Annotated in this window: 19 protein-coding genes, 1 tRNA gene and 1 pseudogene; 12 read left to right on the forward strand and 9 right to left on the reverse strand. The window is 60.1% G+C overall.

Annotation, left to right across the window (positions count from 1 at the left end; all coding sequences use genetic code 11):
- Window positions 1-53 precede the first annotated feature (53 nt).
- The 6 genes from XalbCFBP2523_RS00110 to amaB all read right to left on the reverse strand — a co-directional run bounded on the left by XalbCFBP2523_RS00110 (window position 54) and on the right by amaB (window position 5,725).
- Window positions 54-923: a DMT family transporter gene (locus tag XalbCFBP2523_RS00110; protein WP_045756797.1), complete on the reverse strand. Its 870-nt coding sequence runs from the start codon at window positions 921-923 to the stop codon at window positions 54-56.
- A 32-nt stretch (window positions 924-955) separates the two neighbouring features.
- On the reverse strand, window positions 956-1,996 hold the full coding sequence (murB, locus tag XalbCFBP2523_RS00115; RefSeq protein WP_045765595.1) for a UDP-N-acetylmuramate dehydrogenase: 1,041 nt from the start codon (window positions 1,994-1,996) through the stop codon (window positions 956-958).
- Window positions 1,993-3,048: a quinone-dependent dihydroorotate dehydrogenase gene (locus XalbCFBP2523_RS00120; protein ID WP_012915732.1), complete on the reverse strand. Its 1,056-nt coding sequence runs from the start codon at window positions 3,046-3,048 to the stop codon at window positions 1,993-1,995. Before XalbCFBP2523_RS00120 ends, murB begins: the two co-directional genes overlap by 4 nt.
- 11 nt (window positions 3,049-3,059) lie before the next feature.
- Entirely contained in the window at window positions 3,060-3,833 is a 774-nt protein-coding gene (locus XalbCFBP2523_RS00125; protein ID WP_045757947.1) for a class I SAM-dependent methyltransferase, read from the reverse strand.
- Entirely contained in the window at window positions 3,830-4,120 is a 291-nt protein-coding gene (locus tag XalbCFBP2523_RS00130) for a DUF4190 domain-containing protein (protein ID WP_045765596.1), read from the reverse strand. Before XalbCFBP2523_RS00130 ends, XalbCFBP2523_RS00125 begins: the two co-directional genes overlap by 4 nt.
- Window positions 4,121-4,192: 72 nt before the next feature.
- Complete coding sequence (gene amaB, locus XalbCFBP2523_RS00135; protein WP_045765597.1) at window positions 4,193-5,725, reverse strand: L-piperidine-6-carboxylate dehydrogenase; 1,533 nt, start codon at window positions 5,723-5,725, stop codon at window positions 4,193-4,195.
- Between the two features lie 1,146 nt (window positions 5,726-6,871).
- Here amaB and XalbCFBP2523_RS00145 point away from each other — a divergent pair.
- From XalbCFBP2523_RS00145 to XalbCFBP2523_RS16165, 9 genes are all read left to right on the forward strand, one after another.
- Window positions 6,872-7,213 (forward strand): helix-turn-helix domain-containing protein, encoded by a 342-nt coding sequence (locus XalbCFBP2523_RS00145; RefSeq protein WP_045760621.1) that lies wholly within the window; start codon window positions 6,872-6,874, stop codon window positions 7,211-7,213.
- 151 nt (window positions 7,214-7,364) lie between these two features.
- Complete coding sequence (locus XalbCFBP2523_RS00150) at window positions 7,365-7,661, forward strand: hypothetical protein (RefSeq protein WP_045756799.1); 297 nt, start codon at window positions 7,365-7,367, stop codon at window positions 7,659-7,661.
- A gap of 41 nt (window positions 7,662-7,702) precedes the next feature.
- Window positions 7,703-8,014, forward strand: a complete 312-nt coding sequence (locus tag XalbCFBP2523_RS00155; RefSeq protein WP_146083994.1) for a hypothetical protein — start codon at window positions 7,703-7,705, stop codon at window positions 8,012-8,014.
- Window positions 8,015-8,086: 72 nt separating this feature from the next.
- Complete coding sequence (locus XalbCFBP2523_RS00160) at window positions 8,087-9,328, forward strand: hypothetical protein (protein ID WP_146083995.1); 1,242 nt, start codon at window positions 8,087-8,089, stop codon at window positions 9,326-9,328.
- A gap of 47 nt (window positions 9,329-9,375) precedes the next feature.
- Entirely contained in the window at window positions 9,376-10,206 is an 831-nt protein-coding gene (locus XalbCFBP2523_RS00165; RefSeq protein WP_146083996.1) for a hypothetical protein, read from the forward strand.
- A complete protein-coding gene (locus XalbCFBP2523_RS00170) occupies window positions 10,181-10,975 on the forward strand; it encodes a class I SAM-dependent methyltransferase (protein WP_045765599.1) in 795 nt (264 codons plus the stop codon). The genes XalbCFBP2523_RS00165 and XalbCFBP2523_RS00170 overlap by 26 nt, the downstream gene beginning before the upstream one ends.
- Before the next feature lie 12 nt (window positions 10,976-10,987).
- Complete coding sequence (locus tag XalbCFBP2523_RS00175) at window positions 10,988-12,295, forward strand: ABC transporter permease (protein ID WP_045761254.1); 1,308 nt, start codon at window positions 10,988-10,990, stop codon at window positions 12,293-12,295.
- Window positions 12,292-13,539 (forward strand): ABC transporter permease, encoded by a 1,248-nt coding sequence (locus tag XalbCFBP2523_RS00180; RefSeq protein ID WP_045765600.1) that lies wholly within the window; start codon window positions 12,292-12,294, stop codon window positions 13,537-13,539. Before XalbCFBP2523_RS00175 ends, XalbCFBP2523_RS00180 begins: the two co-directional genes overlap by 4 nt.
- A 247-nt stretch (window positions 13,540-13,786) precedes the next feature.
- Window positions 13,787-14,104, forward strand: a complete 318-nt coding sequence (locus tag XalbCFBP2523_RS16165) for a hypothetical protein (RefSeq protein ID WP_146083997.1) — start codon at window positions 13,787-13,789, stop codon at window positions 14,102-14,104.
- Here XalbCFBP2523_RS16165 and XalbCFBP2523_RS00185 read toward each other — a convergent pair.
- The 3 genes and pseudogenes from XalbCFBP2523_RS00185 to XalbCFBP2523_RS00195 all read right to left on the reverse strand — a co-directional run.
- Window positions 14,064-14,426 (reverse strand): annotated as a pseudogene (locus tag XalbCFBP2523_RS00185) (transposase); the annotation flags it as partial. The gene XalbCFBP2523_RS16165 and the pseudogene XalbCFBP2523_RS00185 overlap by 41 nt on opposite strands.
- Before the next feature lie 520 nt (window positions 14,427-14,946).
- The gene (locus XalbCFBP2523_RS00190; protein WP_012915749.1) at window positions 14,947-15,405 is read right to left on the reverse strand and encodes a helix-turn-helix domain-containing protein; all 459 of its coding nucleotides are present in this window, start codon (window positions 15,403-15,405) and stop codon (window positions 14,947-14,949) included.
- Window positions 15,402-15,728: a DUF4258 domain-containing protein gene (locus XalbCFBP2523_RS00195; RefSeq protein ID WP_045756802.1), complete on the reverse strand. Its 327-nt coding sequence runs from the start codon at window positions 15,726-15,728 to the stop codon at window positions 15,402-15,404. The genes XalbCFBP2523_RS00190 and XalbCFBP2523_RS00195 overlap by 4 nt, the downstream gene beginning before the upstream one ends.
- A 389-nt stretch (window positions 15,729-16,117) precedes the next feature.
- Here XalbCFBP2523_RS00195 and XalbCFBP2523_RS00200 point away from each other — a divergent pair.
- From XalbCFBP2523_RS00200 to thrA, 3 genes are all read left to right on the forward strand, one after another.
- A tRNA-Arg gene (locus XalbCFBP2523_RS00200) sits at window positions 16,118-16,194 on the forward strand.
- 449 nt (window positions 16,195-16,643) lie between these two features.
- Window positions 16,644-16,925 (forward strand): hypothetical protein, encoded by a 282-nt coding sequence (locus XalbCFBP2523_RS00205; RefSeq protein WP_045756803.1) that lies wholly within the window; start codon window positions 16,644-16,646, stop codon window positions 16,923-16,925.
- Window positions 16,926-17,418: 493 nt separating this feature from the next.
- Window positions 17,419-19,920, forward strand: coding sequence for a bifunctional aspartate kinase/homoserine dehydrogenase I (thrA, locus tag XalbCFBP2523_RS00210; RefSeq protein WP_045756804.1), 2,502 nt, complete (start codon window positions 17,419-17,421; stop codon window positions 19,918-19,920).
- Window positions 19,921-19,943 lie beyond the last annotated feature (23 nt).

Raw genomic sequence — 19,943 nt, forward strand, 5'->3', positions numbered from 1 at the left:
TGCGGTAAACAAATGCCCGGCGATACCTGATGCGATCTGTGCCGCAAAGGGGGCTATGCGTCGAGCGTGGCCGTGGCGCTATTTTTCCGATTTGCCGCGCGCCGCGCCAGCAGCGCCTCGCGATGGGCGATGTAGGCGTTGGCAGCGAGGATGATCGCCGCGCCCAGCACCGTCCAGCGGTCCGGCGATTCGCCGAACAGCCACCAGCCGAATAACGTCACCAGCGGCAATTGGATGAAGCTGATCGGGGTCAGGGCCGAGACCTCGCCCAGGCGTAGCGCGCGTGTCCAGAGCAATTGCCCCAGTGTGCCGAACAGGCCGGTTGCCAGCAGCCACAACCAGGCGATGCCATGCGGCCACTGCCAGGCGAACAGCGCCGGCAGCAGCGACATCGGCAGCCAGAACGCATAGGTGTAGAACACGACGGTGTTGGCGGTATCGACCCGCGCCAGTTGCTTGATCTGGATGGCGACCAATGCACTCATCAGCGCGGCCAACACCGCGACCAGGGTGCCCGCGCTGAAGTTAGTGGCGCCGGGGCGGACGATCATCAGCACCCCGATGAAGCCGCACAGCACGGCCAGCCAGCGACGCAGACGCACGATCTCGCCCAGCCACAGTGCCGCGGCTAGGGTGACGAACAACGGGGTGGAATAGGAGAGGGCGATCGCCTGCGATAACGGGAGATGGCCGATCGCCCAAAACCCGGCCAGCATCGACACCAAGCCGATCGCCGTGCGCAGCAGGTAGCGCGGCAACTGTGTCGTGCGTGGCAGCGGCCGGCCTGGACGCAGCAGTATCGGCAGCAGAAACAGCAGGCCGAACAGGTTGCGGAAGAAGGCGATTTCCACCGTCGCTAGCTGCGCCGATGCTAACCGGATGGCAACCACCATCAACCCGAAGGCCATGGTGCTGGCCAGCATCAGGGCCGCCGCGCGCAGCGGTGTGGGTACGCTTACCACTGTGCGCCGACGATGCGCGGTTCCGGTTCCAGGATCACCCCGAAACGTTCGCGTACCGAAGCGGAGATCCGCCTTGCCAGCGCCAGCAATTCCGTGCCGCTGGCGTGTCCATGGTTGACCAGCACCAGGGCATGCGTGGCGGACACCGCGGCATCGCCGTCGCGGTGGCCTTTCCAGCCGCAGGCCTCGATCAACCAGGCGGCCGAGAGCTTGCGCTGCATCTGGTCGTCGCTGTGGAACACCGGAAGCTCCGGATGCGCGTGCTGCAGCGCCTGCACCTGCTCTAGCGGCAGCACTGGATTCTTGAAGAAGCTTCCGGCGTTGCCGAGGACTTCGGGATCGGGCAGCTTGCGCCGACGAAGGTTGATGACTGCTTGGGCCACGTCGGGCGCGCTCGGCGTGGTGATGCCCATCGCCTCCAGTTCCTCGGCGATGCCTGCGTAGTCCATGCGCAGCGCATGCAGGCGCGGTAGCCTGAATTCCACCGCGACGATCAAATAACGGTCGGGCTGGCGCTTGAACAGACTGTCGCGGTAGCCGAATTCGCATGCCGCTGTATCCAGCCGCACGAAGCGCGCATCGGCACGGTCGTAGGCTTCCACGACGTGGATGAACTCTTCGACCTGCGCGCCGTAGGCGCCGATATTCTGGATCGGTGCGGCACCGACCGTGCCGGGGATCAGAGCCAGATTTTCCAGGCCGGACAGACCCTGTCCCAGCGACCACACCACCAACTCGTGCCAGCCCGTGCCAGCGCCGGCGCGGACGATGGCGTAATCGGCGCGATGTTCCAGTGTGTCGATGCTGCGGTTGCCGAAGGCCAACACCACGCCGGGCGCATCGCTGGCGAACAACACGTTGCTGCCGCTGCCCAGCGGCAACAGCGTTGCGCCGGACAGTTGCGGTGCCAGCAGTGCCTCCGGCAACGCCTCGGGGGTGTAGATCTGCAGTAGCCACGGCGCCTGCGCGGTAACGTGGAAGGTGTTGAGCGCCTGCAGCGGCGCGTTGGCGGTAAGCGACCAAGCGTTGCTCATGGTGCGGCTACCGATCCAGGGCTGGGGGCTTCGCGGCGTCGGCGTATCGCTTCGACGCATTCGCCGATCAGTTCCGGTCCGCGGAACACCAGTCCGCTGTAGCACTGAACCAGTGTCGCGCCGGCTGCCATCTTCGCTGCGGCGTCGGCACCGCAGAGGATCCCGCCGACCCCGATCAGCGGGATCGCCTCGGGTAGGCGTGCGCGCAGTCGGCGTTGCACCAGTGTCGATTGTTCCAGCAGCGGCGCCCCGGACAGGCCGCCGCTTTCGCCGCCGAGCGGCGCGTGTTCCAGGCCAGGCCGGGCGATGGTGGTGTTGGTGGCGATCACCCCGTCCACCTGCAGGTCCGACAATACCCGGGCCGCCGCATCGATGTCGCTGTCGCTCAGATCCGGCGCGACCTTCACCAGCATCGGCACGCGTCTGCCATGGCGCGCGCTCAGCGTTTCCTGCGCTTCGCGCAGCCGTGCGATCAAGTGTCGCAGCGCTTGCTCTTCCTGCAGTTCGCGTAAGCCGGCGGTGTTGGGCGAGGAGATGTTGATCGTGACATAGTCGGCAAGCGCATAGACCTTTTCCAGGCAATGCAGGTAGTCGGCCACGGCGTCTTCGTTCGGTGTGTCCTTGTTTTTCCCGATGTTGATCCCGAGCAGGCCGCGCTGGCGGCGCGCGCGCGCGACGTTGCGCACCAAGGCGTCCACTCCAAGGTTGTTGAAGCCCAGGCGGTTGATGACGGCCTGCTGTTGCGGTAGACGGAACATGCGCGGTTTGGGATTGCCAGCCTGCGGCCGTGGGGTGATGGTGCCGACCTCGACGAAACCGAAGCCCAGCGCCAGCAGCGCATCGATGTGCTCGCCGTTCTTGTCCAGGCCCGCTGCCAACCCGACCGGATTGGGAAACGTCAGGCCGAAGGCTTGCGTGGGTATCGGCGCGATCGCTGGCGCCAACAGGGGGGTCGTGCCGGTGCGATAGGCTAGTTCGAGCGCGCGCAGGCCCAGGGTATGGGCGCGCTCGGCATCGAGGGCGAACAGAAACGGTCGAGCGAGTGAATACATGGCGATGCAGCTTAGTTTAGCGTCCCGGCAAAAGCGCGGGTGTGGTAATGGATTTCGACCGTGCCATCGACCTGGTGTTGGTCGAACAGCGCGCGCAGCGCTTCCAGCATGGGCGCATGGCGCGGATGTTCGGGCAGTGGCGCGTATGAGGACGACAGCAAGCGTCCGCGCAGGAAGTCGAAATTCATGCGTTGCAGATTGGGGAACTGCGCACTGTCGCGCAGGCCAGCACCGAACCAGCGATGCATCGTCGCATCGTCCGGGTGGCGTTCGGAGACGGCGCTGTAGTCGGTGCCGTAGTCGAGCAGCAGTTGTTCGTAGCCTTGCAGAAACGGCGTTGCGTCGAGTAGGCGCGTGTTCCAATACACCAGCGCCAAGCCACCAGGACGTAGCACCCGTGCCCATTCGCGGCGCACGGCCACTGGATCGAACCAGTGGAATGCCTGTGCGGCGCTGATCAGCTCGATGCTGGCGTCGGCCAGGGTGGTGGCCTCGGCGCTGCCGTCGATTGCGCGAAATCCCGGTGTCTTGTGCAGCATCTTCTCGGCGGCGCGACGCATCGCCGCGTTCGGCTCCACGGCCAGGGTGGGGTGCCCGGCGCGCAGGAACATGCGGGTGGAGATGCCAGTGCCTGCGCCGATATCGGCCACCAGCGCCGTCGGTGCCACGCCCAGAGTGCCGTGCACCCAGGCCATCAGTGCCGGTGGGTAATCCGGGCGATAGCGCACGTAGTCGTCGACGCGGTTGCTGAAGCGGTGTTGTGGATCGGTGGCGTCGATGTTCATGCGTGCGTACTCGCGAACCAGGCTAACCCGCCGAAGAACAGCAAGAACGCCAGTATGGTCAGCAGCGCGATGACCGCGAGCACCACCGCGCTCCACCCCAGCACCAATCCACCCACCGCCAGGCCATCGCCCTCAAAACGCTGCGGATTGCGGCGGATTTCCGCGCGCGCCATGTGTCCGGTGATGATCGCGCTCAGGCTGCCGATCAGCGGCATCAAGGTCCAACCGAGGATGCCGGCGACCAGGCTGACCACGGCCAGGGAGTTCGTTTCGCGTATCTGATTCATCGGTGTCGCTCCTTTGCTGGTGAAGATGGAAGAGATGTGTGTTCGTGCGTTAAGAAGGCTGCGTTCGCGCTGTCACAGGTCGAATTTGATGCCCTGTGCTAGCGGCAGTGAATCGGAGTAATTGATGGTGTTGGTCTGCCGGCGCATGTACACCTTCCACGCGTCCGAGCCGGACTCGCGGCCGCCGCCGGTGTCCTTCTCGCCGCCGAAGGCGCCGCCGATCTCGGCGCCGGAGGTGCCGATGTTGACGTTGGCGATGCCGCAGTCGCTGCCGGCCGCAGACAGGAAGGTCTCTGCCGCTTTCAGATTTTGGGTGAAGATCGAGGAAGACAGCCCTTGCGGCACGCCGTTCTGCATGTCGATGGCTTCCTGGAGGGTGGTGTATTTCATCACGTACAGGATCGGGGCGAAGGTTTCGTGCTGCACGATGGCGTCGGTGTTCTTCAGTCCGCTGACGATCGTCGGCAGCACGAAGTTGCCAGGACGCTCCAGTGCGGTGCCGCCGGTTTCGATGGTGCCACCGGCGGCCTTGGCCTTGGCGATCGACGCCAGGAATTGTGTGACCGCGCTGCGGCTGTTCAACGGCCCCATCAGATTCGCAGGGTCTGTCGGGTCGCCGATCTTGCCTTCGACCTGTTTGTACGCCTTGACCAGCGTTGCCAGTACGGTGTCGTAAATAGCGGCATGCACGATCAATCGACGTGTGCTGGTGCAGCGCTGACCGGCGGTACCGACCGCACCGAATACGATGGCCGGGATCGCCAACTTCAAGTCTGCACTCTCATCGAGAATGATCGCGTTGTTGCCGCCCAGTTCCAGCAGGCAGCGGCCCAGCCGCCGCGCGCACGTCTCGGCGACGCGGCGCCCGACCTGGGTGGAGCCGGTGAAGCTGATCAGCGGGACGCGGCTGTCCTCGACCAGGCGTTCGGATAGCGCCGTGCCGGCGTCGTTGATCAGGAAGAAGATGTCCGGGAAGCCGGCATTGCGCAGTGCCGCGTTGCAGATCTTCATCGAGGCGATCGCGGTCAGGGGCGTTTTATTGGATGGCTTCCAGATGCAGATGTCGCCGCAGATCGCTGCCAGGAAGGCGTTCCAGCTCCACACCGCAACCGGGAAGTTGAATGCGCTGATGATGCCGACCAAGCCGAGCGGTTGGTACTGTTCGTACATACGGTGGCCGGGACGCTCCGAATGCAGCGTGTAGCCGTACAGCATGCGGCTTTGCCCGACCGCGAAGTCGGCGATGTCGATCATTTCCTGCACTTCGCCGTCGCCTTCGGGCTTGCTCTTGCCCATCTCCAGCGCGACCAGCGACCCCAGTGAGTCCTTGTGCGCACGCAGCGCTTCGCCGCACAGTCGCACCGCCTCGCCGCGGCGCGGGGCCGGCGTGCTGCGCCACAGCTTGAACGCGGCTTGCGCACGGGCGATCACGGTCTCGTAGTCCGCGTCTGTGGTCGCCTGTACTTCGGCGATGAGCGCATTGCTGGATGGATTCAACGGTTGCAGTATGCCGGCGCCTGTGGCGCTGGACCACTCGCCGTTGCCGAGATAGGTGCCGGCGTTGGATGCGGCCAGGCCGAGCGCCTTCAGCAAATCAGCGGACATGGAATCTCCTGGAAAATCGAGGCGACAGGGACGGCAACTGTAAGCGTGGAGCGCGAGGTGTGACCAAATTGTCATTTTAGCAGACTGGGCTTAGCCGCCCCGTTTCGGCTTGCTCGGCGTGTGGCACGCTCAAAAAGCGATGGCCATGCCTTATAAGACCCTTGTAGTGGTCTACGGACGGCCTATCGCACATGTCTGCAAGCGCGCTCCAAACGCTGCGAGAGTTGTATCCGCAGCGCTACGCACATCGGTCCGAAGAAGTGGCCCATGTGCTTCGTGGTCAGAGCACCAGGGGCGTCGTGCAGCGCGTTCGCGAAGGGGATGCAGTCAGGGCGCTACCCATTGGCCCGCAAGATCGACGGATTGATCCAGATGCCGCTTGAAGCGTTGGCCGAGATCTTGGATCCAGCGCCAGCGACTCAGCCGGTCACCCCGCCATCACCCCACCATCACCCCTTCATCCTCGCGGCGACGATCCGCCATTGGGTCGCGTTTGAGCTTCGTGCGTGCGGCAGGCTTCTGGGAGCAAGTGATGGGGGTCATTGGCGAGCAGGAATTGGCCGATGAGCTGGCTGAGGTCGCGGCGCGAGTGCTGAGAGAGCTTCGCTATGGGGAAGCGAAGGCTAGGGCGAGTCGTCAGCGTGATAACCTCTCCGTCTAAGGAGGGAGATCGACCCTTCTTTGATTTCCGGGCGGTTTGCAGTTTCTTTCTAGCAGCTCGCGAAGCAACACCCAGTAGCTTGCTTAATCTCAGCGGCACATGCGCGAACGATGAAGAATGAGCTCGTGCGCTTGCAAGCAGCCGGCTCGTATCTGCTGCGCGGGGCACATGGGGTGAGGAAGTCTCGTTAGACTTTCGCTTGCTGCGATGGTCGAGTCGTGCCGCGAAGTCTCACTGTTCTCGCTTGGATCCATTTCGGTTGACGGACCGGTCGAAGGTCAGGCTGCCTCCATTTGCCACCCATGCTTACTCGGAATCTTGGAATAGAAGTCTCGGCGCTTAGCTGTGCTCTATTTCACTCGCGTGTGGACTATGGCCACGGTTCCGTTCCTTGCAGGATTGACAGCCACTGCCTGTGCAAGCATTCTTCCGCTAGATGGCATTCGCGTTATCTGAATAGGCGTGCACATGGAGGTGATTACTTGATGGCTTCAATCGCAGAACGCATCCGCTTAGCCCGCAATGATCGAGGCCTCTCTCAAACGGAACTATCAAGACTCCTTGGCGTCAATCGCGCAACGGTTGGACACTGGGAAAGTGGCGAAAGCTTTGCGCCCAACCTTCAACATCTTCATTCGCTTAGTCTTGTACTGGAAGTCACGATCGACTGGCTCACCAGTGGTGATGAAGAAGCATCCCGAGCGGCTTCTCCGAACACTTCAAGATCTCATCTCGAAGGCAGAATGCTCGACCTCTCTAAGCACCTTCCCGTTTCATTCCTGGCCAGTGTTGTCGCGCTGTTGGAGAAAGCTGAGTTCTATCTCTAAGGCGAGCCGATGTGGTGCTTCTGTCGCTGCTGTGCGCAGCACAGCAAGGGGTTTGATTGACACTTCCAACTGGCTTTACATTAGGGGGGCGAGTGAGGCCGAAGTCAAAGGGTTTCATCGCATAACCCTCAATGTCAAAGGAAGGAATGAAATGAGCAAGAGCATCACCAACAAGGCGATCTCGTCCTTGGCCCTGATCATCGCCGGTGCAGCCGGGTCGGCCTCAGCTTCGGAAGCGCCCTCGGTCGCTACTCACAATCTCGAATCGTCTACGGCAATCAATGCCGATCTCGACAGTCTGCGCATGGCTGAGTTCGCTTCACCCGAGTCGCTTCTGGCCGCCGCAGATGGTCACCATTCTGATTCGATTGGCTCGCATCATCACCACACCATTGCCAGCACAGATGGCGTGAAAGTGGCTGACACAGCCTCGCGCTTCGATGTTTGATTGTTCGCTGCCATTTTTCATTAAAGGACCAATCGCTCGCTATGAATGACCATCGCAATCTCACCAAAACCCTCTCCGCGCTGACATTGCTCGTTGTGGGCTCAACCGCAGGCGTTGCCATGGCTGGAATGAATGCGGACCCGAGCGCCAACGCTGCGCTTGAAACCGCTGTGTCGTTGACCTCACTTAACGATCTGGCGATGGATGAGTTCGACCAAGCTGCAAGGGCCAACAATCTTTTGGTCGCCGCTGATGGCCATCACGACGACTCCATCGGCTCGCATCACCATCATGCCATCGCCTCGGCAACGACGGCCTATCGCGAGGCCGAATCGGGTCGCTTCGACGTTTAATTTCAGCGTGATCGCCGAGGGGGCATGGGGTCCCCTCGGCGTGAGTCAAGACTGCTCAGGGAGTGAGGTGCTATGAATGCTGTATTGGATAGCCAAAGCGTTGAAATTAGTCGTCCACTTTGCCTCATGGAACTCACCACGGCGTCTGTTCATACCGATGAGGTGATGGAGGGCATCATGTGGGCGCGGTTGAACCGCATGCGCATGCGTCTCCAGGAGGTGTTGAAGGGGCGAGGTGCCGAAACTTTTCTCGAAGCGATCTATCAGCTTTATATATCTATTCCGCCAGACCGCCAGGCGCGTCTGCTTCTAAGCTCAGAATTTTGCGAATGCTACCTGGCCATTGAAGCTGCACAGCGCAAAATCAGCACTGGAAGGTCTGATCAACAAGATGTCTGGGAATTGGCGCGAAATTTTTCGCTTCTCTACGACCTGGTTTGTCGCGAACATGCCATTGACGAGCTGAGCAAAGGTCGTGTGAGCAAGTATCTGGCTGAGTCGCGCCAGTGGCAGGTTTACAGTCCCCTTGGTGACACTTATGCCAATCGATCAAGTGCGGGCAGCTGGAATCTTGAGAAGGTTCCAAGTGTGGGTGAGTGCATTGCGGTTGACTTTGATAGTCCCGTTGCTACGAACTACGAGCCGCGATCAGGTGTGCTAAGTCAGGCCTACTTGCCGCTCGACGATTCCGAACGCAGTGCGGTGCGCACGAAAATCGCCGAAAGTCTGCGTTTGATCGACGAATCGGAGCCGCTTTATGGCTTGATCATCCGGAATTTCGTCAGGCGCATCGTTGTGCGCAAGTCGCAAGAGCGATCTGATCAAGGCCCTAAGCACTACGGGTCCGAGCATGTTCCACGGCAGCCCGGTTCGCTCAGACTACTCAACATCCATCGGGATGAACTCAGCGTCGAAGCGTGCATGGAGAGCTTAATGCACGAGAGCACGCATAATTTCCTCGCTGCTTGGGAGATTGCTCACGGCTTTTTCGTCGCCAACGACTACAAGCATCGCGTAGTTTCTCCTTGGTCTGGAAATCAGATCCCGAATTCCTCGTTCATTCACGCGGTCTTTGTTTACTACATCTGCCACCGTCTTCTGAGAAGTCATCTGGCAAGATCAAAGGACCTTGCTGAAAGTGCGGTTGCACATGTCCACAAGCGATTGGCAGTTTGTGCGTCGGGATTTCTCATTCAGCAACCTCTGAGCCAGCGCCTGATGTCCACGGCACCGCTAAACTACGACATTGGCAGCATGGTCGACATGATGCAGTCAGACATGCAGCGCCAATACGGATATGAGGCAGCGGTATGAACGCAAGGACTGTCGTGCTTTACTCAGATCGGAACGACCCGGTTGCATTGAAGGCACTCGATAAGGCGAGCGCAGAGATTGCTTGCATCCATGTTGACCAGTTGATTCCGCTCTTGGGCCGCCAAGATTGGCCCAAGGTGCTCGACATGACGACAACAGCGGATATCGAAGCAGTGTTTTCGGGCGCTAAAATCATCAACCGTGCCTTCACCCTATCTGGCACTGAGCTTTCATCTTGCTTGTCCGCCTGGGGCGTCGATGAGTGCTGGTTTCATATCCGCTTACAAGATCTATTGAAGCTTGGAAGAAGCGTATCGTATGACACCGGAGTTAGAGGCGTGTCGCGCTCGCTGCTCCCGCTGAACGCGCAATGGTTTGAGATGAGGCGCTCTTTGCCTGATCTGCTAACTCCCGCTTTCGAGTATGGCTTTGGCTACGAGCATCCTGACATCTCAGCTTTGGCGTCTCCGTTGCAAAAATCGGTGTGGTCGCTCTTCGATTGGAAAGTGGAACGACAGTTGAGTCCTGATGAGGCCAAGCGACATCAGTTCTTCGTGGAGGCCCCGCGTGGCGTGCCATTGATCGCTTATTTTGCGGGGGATGCTTTGGAGGTACTTTGGCCCCGAGAGCGCGTAGGTGTGGACCTTGGGCAGGTCAGGGAAGTGGTTGGCGCTGCCAGACGCGTTTTCTGTGCTGAGGCTGGTGAAGTGCTGCTCTATGCAGAAGACCAAGCGTTGCGCTTTTATGCGTTTTCACCCCATCTACTCTCGGTGGCAGAAGAGCCCACATTCCAAGTGATGCTGAGCAATTGGCTGTTGCCCCCTCATTTTGACGCTGTAAGGAGCCTCGCCGATGCTGCGCCTCGGATCATCCATTGAGCAGCTTCTTCGAATTCGGGAGGAGATGGGTTGGCTTTACGGAAGCGAAGATCTCTGCGTATTGCTTTACAGCTTGGTCAAGCGAGAAAAGCCGGCCATGGTCGTGGAGCTTGGAACAGGGCTGGGGGTTTCTACGGCTTGGATAGCGGCCGCGATGAAGGAGGCCGGAAGGGGTGTTTTGCACACCTATGACAACGGGTCTCATTACATCAGTGAGCCTTCAAAGAAGTTCCTCAGTGGTCTGTCTGAACCCCTGAACTCGTTTGCAAACCTGCGAGATGGCTTGGATGGCTTCAATGCCTTCATCGGAAGTTTGCTGTCGTGGGTGGGGGCGGAGGAGCATGTGGTTGTTCACCTGGGCGATATCGCGATGGGTGAAGTGGCATCGGATGATGCGTTTCAATCGGGGGTCGACATGGTGTTCTCGGACTTCAATCACTCGCCTGAGAGCATCCAGGCGTTGCTTGGCGCTTTTCTTCCGGTCATGCGGGAGACCTCGTCTATTTTCATTGATAGCGCTTCAACGCATCGGCTGAGCTACCTGGCACTTGAAAAGATTGTGGAGCATCTTAACCAGGGGCGATTGCCCGCAGGGCTCACCAAGGGGCTGGATGAGCTTGGCGTTCAGCACCTCGAAACAAGGGTGAGGCGCTCGTCGTTTCGCCTCATGCACCTGACCGAAACGAGCGATCGCGCTCAAAACAGCACTGCCTGGGTGAGGATCGAGCCCATCGATATTCAGGCAGCGGGTGTGAAATTTTTCCACTAGATGCAGGGTGCAATGTTTAGCTACTACCTGACTTTGGCAAAGCAAAACATCTTGGCGTCAAAGGTGATGACCCTGGCGCTGGCGGTTGCACTTGCTTTGGGTGTTGGTGCAAGCATGACAATGCTCACGGTAGTTCGGGTGCTGTCATGGGACCCCATGCCAGGTCGCAGCACTCACTTGTTTCACCCCTACTTCGATCCTTTGCCTCGCTCTTATGAAGCGAAAGCCTCGCTCGATCCCCGCAACTCAGTGAGTTGGGTCGATGCCAAAGAGATCATGCGCAGACTTCCGGCACCGTCGAGCGCTGCCATGGCCACAGGTCACCTGCTTGTGGCGGCACAGAATGGGGTAGATGCGCCATTTTTTGTTGATGGCCAGTATGCAACCCCCGACATTTTTGGCATGTTTGGGATTGATCTGATCCAGGGTAGATCTTGGACCGAAGACGAGGAGCTGTCACGAGCTGCGCTAGTGGTGATCAGTGAGTCTTTTAGAAAACGCCTCGGGCAAGCGGGTGAAGTCGGAAAAATCCTGCAATTGGGTTCAAAAGCGTTTCGCATCGTGGGCATTTCGCGCAACTGGGCACCGATGCCGCGCTTCCACACTGATCTGCAAAAGGATACTTTCAGGGGGCAAGACGATTTCTTCATTCCCCTCCACACAGCAATTGACGACAGGCTCAGTGTCAGTTCGAGCATGTTCTCGTGGGAGCAGGGCGAGGAGTCCAATAAGATGGAAAGCCCCTCAACCGCTTGGTTGCAATTTTGGGTCTATCTTGAAGATCGGGCCGCGCAACAACGCTATGCGGAGCAGCTCCAAAGCTATGTGGAGCAGCAAGCAAATAGTGGCCGCTTTGAGCGGCGCAGCCCAGCTCGCTTGGAAGGGCTTGAAGCTTTTCTGATCCGGCGTCAGGTGGTGCCAGATGATGTGAAGCTCCAATTGGCATTGGCCATTGGCTTCTTGATTGTCTGCATGGTCAACATCTGCGCGCTGCTCTTTTCACGTTTCATTCGGCGAACCCATGAAGTGGCGGTGCGACGGGCGCTGGGGGCTCGCAGGATCGATATCTTGGCGCAGCTTTGCACCGAAGCGCTCCTGATCGGGGTGCTCGGAGGGCTAGGCGCACTGGTCGTCTGTCAAGTTGGGCTATCGGTGGTTAGAGCGCAGCCGGAAGACTACGCGGCGTTAGCGCACCTGGATCCGACCATGGTGGCAGCAACCTTGGCTTTCGCCTGCCTATCGAGCCTCGCCGCTGCCGCGCTACCGGCCTTCCGAACCGCTTCTGGTCGAACAGCCATGCAAATCAAGGTTGCAGAATGAGCATCTCTGAGATCCCGGTCATTGCGCGCAGCCTCAGACGGCATCGGTTTATTTCTGCTATTTTTCTCTTGCAGATCATCATCACCACGGCGGTCATTAGCAATGTTTCCTCATTGCTGGCTGATCGGGTTGAACTTCTGACCTACCAGACAGGACTGGGTGAAGGGGGGCTTGGCATTGTCGAGACCGAGTTCCTCGGTGAAGGAAGCGATGACGCACGGCCCAAGGTGCTTGCTGATTTGCAGCGCATTCGCGAGGTGCCAGGAGTTCAAAATGTCGCCGCCGTTGAAGCGCTGCCATTGAGTCAAAACAACTGGACCGTTGGCATCACCAACAAGCTTCCAGACCGAAACGATCTTCGCGGTGTGATTGAAGCAGAGCCATCCGTTTATAGCGTTTCACCCGGTGCACTGCAAACGCTTGGCATCGCACTTTCGGCTGGACGCGATTTCTCGCCTGATGCCTATGTTCCCATGGTCGCGAGCAATGACTACTCAGGGCTTTATGACGCGGGTGAGGTCATCATCTCAAAGGCCTTAGCGCAGGCGCTGTTTCCAGGAGAGAGTGCGCTTGGTAGGGCGATCTTTGTCGATGGCAAGCATCCGGTTCACATCGTAGGCGTTGCTGACCATTTGTCCCGCCCGCTTCTGGGAAGCGGTCAAGGCAATGATGTGTCGATGCTCTTGCCGTTGGTTCCGGATGCCAAGCGTGTGATTTATGCTATCCGAAGTGACCCCGATCGATTGAACAGTGTGCTGAGCGATGCAGAGGCAGGGATCCGAGCCCTGGATCGAAATCGAATGACTCCTCGGGTCATGAGCTACGAGGCGCTTCGCCACGGCTACTTCCGGCGTGATCGAATGATGGCTTACCTCTTTCTCGCAGCTGGCGCCTCATTAGTGGTAGTCACTGGGATTGGAGTCTACGGCTTGGTGAGCTTTTGGGTTCGCCAGCGCTACCGATACATCGGGATTCGTCGATCGCTGGGCGCGCGCTCCATCGACATCAGTCGGTATTTCATGACGGAGAACATGCTTTTAACGGTCGTGGGTGCGGGAGTCGGGAGCGGTCTGGCGGCGGCATTGAGCATGTGGGTCTCCGCTCACTACGGTGCCCCGAAGCTGCCTGGCGCATTCCTCATCGCTGGCTTTGTTTTGGTTTGCGCGCTTGGTCAGCTTGCCGCCTGGCTCCCTGCTCGCAAGGCAGCAAAGACTGCGCCCGTGGTCACGATGAGATCCGTATAGAAAGCGTTATAGTGTTTATTTAGTCAGGATTGATGACTAAATGTGATCTTATGATCTTTAGTTATTTTCAATTATCGCTAACCAGAAATTAGTTGCGAGATGTGAGACACCGTCCCAGGGACTCGCGCGGCAGCAATCCTCTCCGAAGCGCAAATGCATGCGAACGAGCGGGGAGGTGCAGTGCTTTTTTGGGGCGCCTTGACGAATGCCCCGACTGCCTTAGCCTGGATGTTCACAAAGGAGACATATGAACGGAGAAAGCAAAGCGTTAATCCAAGCGGCGATGCACATTAAAGACCATGCGGCCATCATCCAACTGGTCCAGGCGGCGGAAGATCCATCGCGCTTTGCATGGGAGATCTTGGATCTGGCGGTCGAAGCCAGGGACGAGCCGCTCGTCGATGCTTTGCTCCCGCACTTGAACAGCGTCTCGCATAGTTATCCTCTCATTCGGGCAGTGCAGCGCGGAACAGCATCGATTTTGAAGAAGCTGATCCGTTTGACCGAGCCGAACCTAGAGCGTGTTATGAACTTTGAAGTAGAGATGCCGCATTTCCGAGCATGAGGATGGTGAAAACGACGAAGTGAAGTCCTGCCAGTGTTTCAGGCAAGCGTTCGTCGTCACGGGCCAAGCTTCGGAACCGATTGAGCCAACCGAAACTGCGTTCCACGACCCAGCGATGCGGCAGCAGCACAAAGCCCTTCTTGGCCTCCGGCAGCTTCACGAAGTGCAGTTCGATGCCTTCCTCCCGCGCAGCTTCGGCCGGGTCTTTGCCGGTGTAGCCTTGATCGACGAAGGCGAGCTTCACCGTTTCGCCGGTGACATACTGGACTTCCTGCGCCAGCGAGCGCACCTGGGCCCGCTCCTGCTCGTTGGCCGGCGTGACCTGCCGACGCCTTCATCCCCCGTTAAAACGAGCATAATACTTTCAGCTTTGATAACAAGCTGTATGATGCACGAAACGAATATAACACGAGCACTTTCCAATTCATCCCGCAGAGGTCTGGGAAATACCAGATGGGCGCATCAGCCTACTTCGCACCAAGTACTGAGTCGCAGCATCCTGATGCTGTTGTATGTAAATGGCTCAGAGGCTGTGCGCATCAGTGAGGTCTCGCTGTATGGCAGCATTGCGCCAGCACCCGGTGCCGGCGGCATGAGTGGCGGAGTAACGGTTGTACAGCTATCCGCAGGCGACGTAGTCACAATCACGGCCTACTCAAACTCTGTCGGCAGCTACACCATCAAGAGCTATCCATTCGCCACATACTTCACTGCTGATCGAATTGCCTAGAGGCTGATCGTGCCGGGTAGGGAAACCCTGACACAATGACGCGGCGACCACTGATTGAGCCGGGGAGCCAGTCCCTGACAGCAAAAACCCCGCCGGAGCGGGGTTCTTGCTGTTAGACGGTCTGTTTCCAGCGACGCCCTTCTTCCTGGAAAATCATCATTTGTTCGTGATGCTCTTGATCAAGGCTGTTTAGTGTTTCAATCAGCCTACGCACATGAACATTGTTGTTGAAGTGACCCTTAAGCAACACTCTCAGCATTCGGTCTGCAGGTCCAGAAATTTTGGCTTTTGCTTTCTCCCAAGTCGCCAAGGTCTGCACATTCACATCCAAGGCCGCAGCAAGCGCGATCTGCGACATCTGCATTTCTTTTCGCAGGAATCGAATCTCAGTGCTGGAGAGCTTGCGTGGCTTCATGGTTAGAGCAAGTGCAAGAGCCTTGTGCAGCCCATCCACGTCCTCAATTGCAACGCCATCGCCATACGGCGTCTTGTGCACGGTGAAGCCATTGCGCAGCCAAACGTTGCGCAATCCGGATTCCGTGTAGTGATACATTCCCTCGGTGTTCTTCATGATCTGCTAGCCCTGAAAGCAGTGATGACAATGTTCCTGATTCGAGAGTTGTCGATCGCTACTCCACAACCTATCGTTTCGCCGCATGAGTATCGCTCGACAGTTACCTTCCACATGCCGTAGCGATCCAAAAACGGAGACTCAACAATCCTTCCCTTCTTGAGGCAGTCAATGACCTGCGTACGCGTGATCTTTCGCTTCTTCATCTGCTTCACGGCGTGCTCCGTGAAGATGACGTTTGCGCTGTTATCGGCAATCTTCGACATCAGCCGTTTTGCGGCTGCATCGGTCAGCCGGAATGCCACCACTTTCTGCGCTGTCATTGGCACCGCCTTGTTCCTAGAGGAAGACTATAGCCTATAGATTGTATAGGCAAGTGATCGCCGTCAAGTTCGCACTGCCGTTGGTCCGGAAGTCAGCCTTCGCCTCAAATCCCGGTCCCTGCGATGGCGCCGCCCCATCCTTGCGGCATCGGCCAAGTTCCCAGGACGCCGTCACAGACTTGAGGCTTGGCATCGTGGGTTCAGGGACAACCATCTGACTTGTTCAGCTACTTGGCCGGACGCGGCGCCATGATGGCCGCTCAACCCGCGTGGCGCCTGAGCAGCGCCTGGCCGGCACCATTAGGCAGCACTGAGCCAGTGATAGAATGGGCCAGGGCGTCAGCACAGAAATAGCACAGCGCTTCCGATAGATGCCCTGAAAGCCTTATGGCCCCGTAGCTCAGCTGGATAGAGCGGTCCCCTCCTAAGGGACAGGTCGTGCGTTCAAATCGCGCCGGGGTCACCATCTTTTCCCTTAATGGTTTTTCTGCCCCGCTCTGTGTGGCGGGACGATGCGAATGGAGCGCAGTTTGCCGCAGTGCGCGCATGGCATCGGGTGCGCAAATGCGTGCGTGTCGTTGGCTTTCATGACCGGAGCTGCAATAACGCCAATTACACCTTGTGCCGACGCGGTCTGAGCATCGTCTTGCCTATCCTGTGCGTGTCCGCCAATGCAGCGCCGCACCGCCTTGGCATGCGATCCCGCGTCGCTTCGATCATGGTGGACAGCACGATGGGCGGGTCGACTGCCGCCACGTGTGCCGCAGATGTCTTGCCTGCACTGCATGGCGAAGACCTGGCAAACACCGCCGATGCATCGGTGGTCCCGGCTTCGGCGAGGAATACGTCTGGTATGACCGGCCATTCCCGTGCGAGCCTCCAACCACGTGTACGAATGCGAAGCAGGAGTCACTCATGAGCAGAATGTTGAAAACGCTACTGATCGGTTCGATTCTGGCGGCCTTGGTCGCCTGCCACCGCGATGACGGCAAGCCCGCTCCAGATCAGGGCGCGGCGCCGCCGCCAACAGCCGTCGCCGATGGCAGCCAGGCTGGCGGCACCAGTGGAGAAGCAGCTGGCAAATCCAGCGAAACCGACGCCGGTCAGGGAACGATGCAGCACCAGGATGCGACCCAGGGCGGTATGCATCCCACCGATCCGCAGCAACCGCCGCCGACGGATCGCAAGCAGCATTGACGCCTCCAGCGTCATCCCGGCGGCATCACCATCACCATCACCGTTTGCGCGCCCTATGCCGGGACGGCTCGGCTGGGGTGTGCGCGAGAGGCGCAGTCCCTCCAGGCCGGACCCCAGACCTGTGGTGGCCGCGGGTGTCGGCGGGACATTTCGCCTAGCCTGTAAACGATAGTCGCTTTTGCAACCGTTTCGCTTGGCTGGATGGCGTGCTGGTGACACGTGGACGGGCGGCTTGACAGCGCCCCGGCGCATGATGTCCTCTTGTAGGCAATGCCTATGGTCTCCGCCCGCATCGTCGCTGTGATCCCGCGTTTGCTTCGGCACGCGGCAGGGTACGGTGCCGGTATTACCACGGGGATTACCACCCACACCATTGATCCGGTGCGGTCCGTCGTCTTCGCCTAACTGTCGAACACCACGGCCCCGCACCCGGATCAGGATGCGGGTCACTCCGCAGCCTGAGACGAGCGGGGCCTCCACTCCGAGGTCTCCCATGTCGTCCGCCGCCGTCTCGTCTGTCCCAGCACCTGCGCTCGCCGCGCGTACCGTCGTTCATAAGTTCGGTGGCTCCTCGGTGGCCGATGCCGAGTGCTATCGCCATGTCGCGCAACTGTTGCTGGCGCGTGAAGATGGCTTGCAGATCACGGTGGTGTCGGCGATGAAAGGCGTCACCGATGCCTTGATCGAGCTGGCCGAACTGGCGGTGCGCGAAAATGCCGACTGGCGCGAGCGCTGGCACCAGACCCGTGCCCGGCATCGCGCCGCGGCCGTGGCGTTGCTCGGCGAACACGCCGGCGCCACGGTGGAATGGCTGGATGTGCGTTTCGAACATCTGGCCGAGATCCTCGCCGCGTTGGCGGTGATCGGCGAACTGCCGCGCGAAGTGTTGGAGCGCGTCCAGGGTCTGGGTGAGGTGTATTCGGCGCAATTGCTCGGCGAGCATCTGCGCGCGCTCGGCGAGGACTGCGCGATCCTGGATGCGCGCGAGGTGCTGGTGGTCGATCGTGGTGAACTCGGCGTGGACGTGGACTGGGACGCCAGCGCACAGCGCCTGGCGCAGTGGCGTGCGCAGCATCCACAGCAGCGGATCGTGGTCACCGGCTTCGTCGCCCGCGACCGTGCCGGACGTATCGCCACGCTCGGTCGTAACGGTAGCGATTATTCCGGAGCGATCTTCGCCGCCCTGTTCGATGCCGACGAGTTGCACATCTGGACCGATGTCGACGGCGTGCTCTCGGCCGACCCGCGCGTGGTGCCCGAAGCGGTGCAACTGGAAACCCTCAGCTACGACGAGGCTTGCGAACTGGCGTACTTCGGCGCCAAGGTGGTGCATCCGCAGACCATGTCGCCGGCGATCGAGCGCGGCTTGCCGATCATCATTCGCAATACCTTTCAGCCAGAACACCCCGGGACGCGCATTACCGCCAGCAGCGCCACCAGCGGACCGATCAAGGGCTTGACCCTGAGTCCGGACTTGGCTGTGCTCAATCTCGAAGGTACTGGCCTGATCGGCGTGCCCGGTACCGCCGAGCGCGTGTTCGCTGCGCTGCGCAATGCGCGGGTGTCGGTGGTGATGATCTCGCAGGGATCGTCCGAGCATTCGATCTGCTGCGTGGTGCGGCAGCACGAGGCCGAGCGCGCGCGCAGCGCCGTACTGTCGGCCTTTGCCCATGAACTGGCTGTAGGGCAGGTGCAGCGGGTGCAGATCACAAGCGGGATCAGCGTGTTGGCAGCGGTCGGCGACGGCATGACCGGGCAGCCTGGCGTGGCCGCGCGTTTGTTCGAATCGCTGGGTCGCGCCCAGGTCAATATCCGTGCCATCGCGCAGGGCTCGTCGGAGCGCAATATTTCCGTTGCCATCGATAGCGCACACGCGACCAAGGCACTGCGTGCCGCGCATGCCGGCTTCTGGCTGTCGCCGCAGACGTTTTCGGTCGGTGTGATCGGTCCGGGCAATGTCGGCGCTGCGCTGCTCGACCAATTGCACGCGGCGCAGCCGCAACTGTTGGCCAAGGCCAATCTCGACCTGCGCCTGCGCGCGATTGCCTCGCGCAGCGCGATGCGGCTGGAAGCGCGTGCCTTCGCCGGCGATTGGCGGCAGGCGCTGGCGGCCGGCAAGCAACCCACCGATCTGGATGCGTTCACAGCACATCTGCTTTCGGCGCATCTGCCGCATGTCGTCATCATCGACTGTAGCGGCAGCGCCGACGTTGCCGACCGCTACGCGGCCTGGCTGGCCGCCGGCATCCATGTGGTGACGCCGAACAAGCAGGCGGGCGCCGGCCCGCTGGCGCGCTTTCACGCGATCCGCGCCGCCGCGCAGAGCAGTGGTGCGCGTTTCCGCTACGAGGCCACGGTCGGCGCCGGCCTGCCGGTCATCACCACGTTGCGCGATCTGGTCGATACCGGCGACGAAGTCACCGCGATCGAGGGCATCTTTTCCGGCACGCTGGCTTGGCTGTTCAACAAATACGACGGCAGTGTGCCGTTCTCGCAGTTGGTCAGTCAGGCGCGTGGCATGGGTTATACCGAGCCCGATCCGCGCGATGACCTGTCCGGCACCGATGTGGCGCGCAAGTTGGTGATCCTGGCGCGCGAGGCCGGGCACGCATTGAGCCTGGAGGATGTGGCGGTGGAAAGCCTGGTGCCGGAAACGCTGCGCCAAGCCAGCGTGGACGATTTCATGACGCGCTTGCAAGAAGTGGATGCGGCGTTCGCGCAGCGCTTGCAGGCGGCACGGGCGCGCGGCTGCGTGTTGCGCTACGTAGCGCAGTTGGCGCCGGGACGCGCACCCAGCGTCGGCCTGGTGGAACTGCCGACCGATCATGCTTTCGCCAATTTGCGCTTGACCGACAACGTGGTCCAGTTCACGACACGCCGTTATTGCGCCAATCCATTGGTGGTGCAAGGCCCCGGCGCTGGCCCGGAAGTCACCGCTGCGGGCGTGTTCGCCGATTTGCTGCGGGTGGCGGCGGGCGAGGGGGCACGTTTGTGAGCAAGGCGCAAACCGCGCCGACA

The sequence above is a fragment of the Xanthomonas albilineans genome (assembly GCF_002939705.1).
Lineage (GTDB): Bacteria > Pseudomonadota > Gammaproteobacteria > Xanthomonadales > Xanthomonadaceae > Xanthomonas_A > Xanthomonas_A albilineans.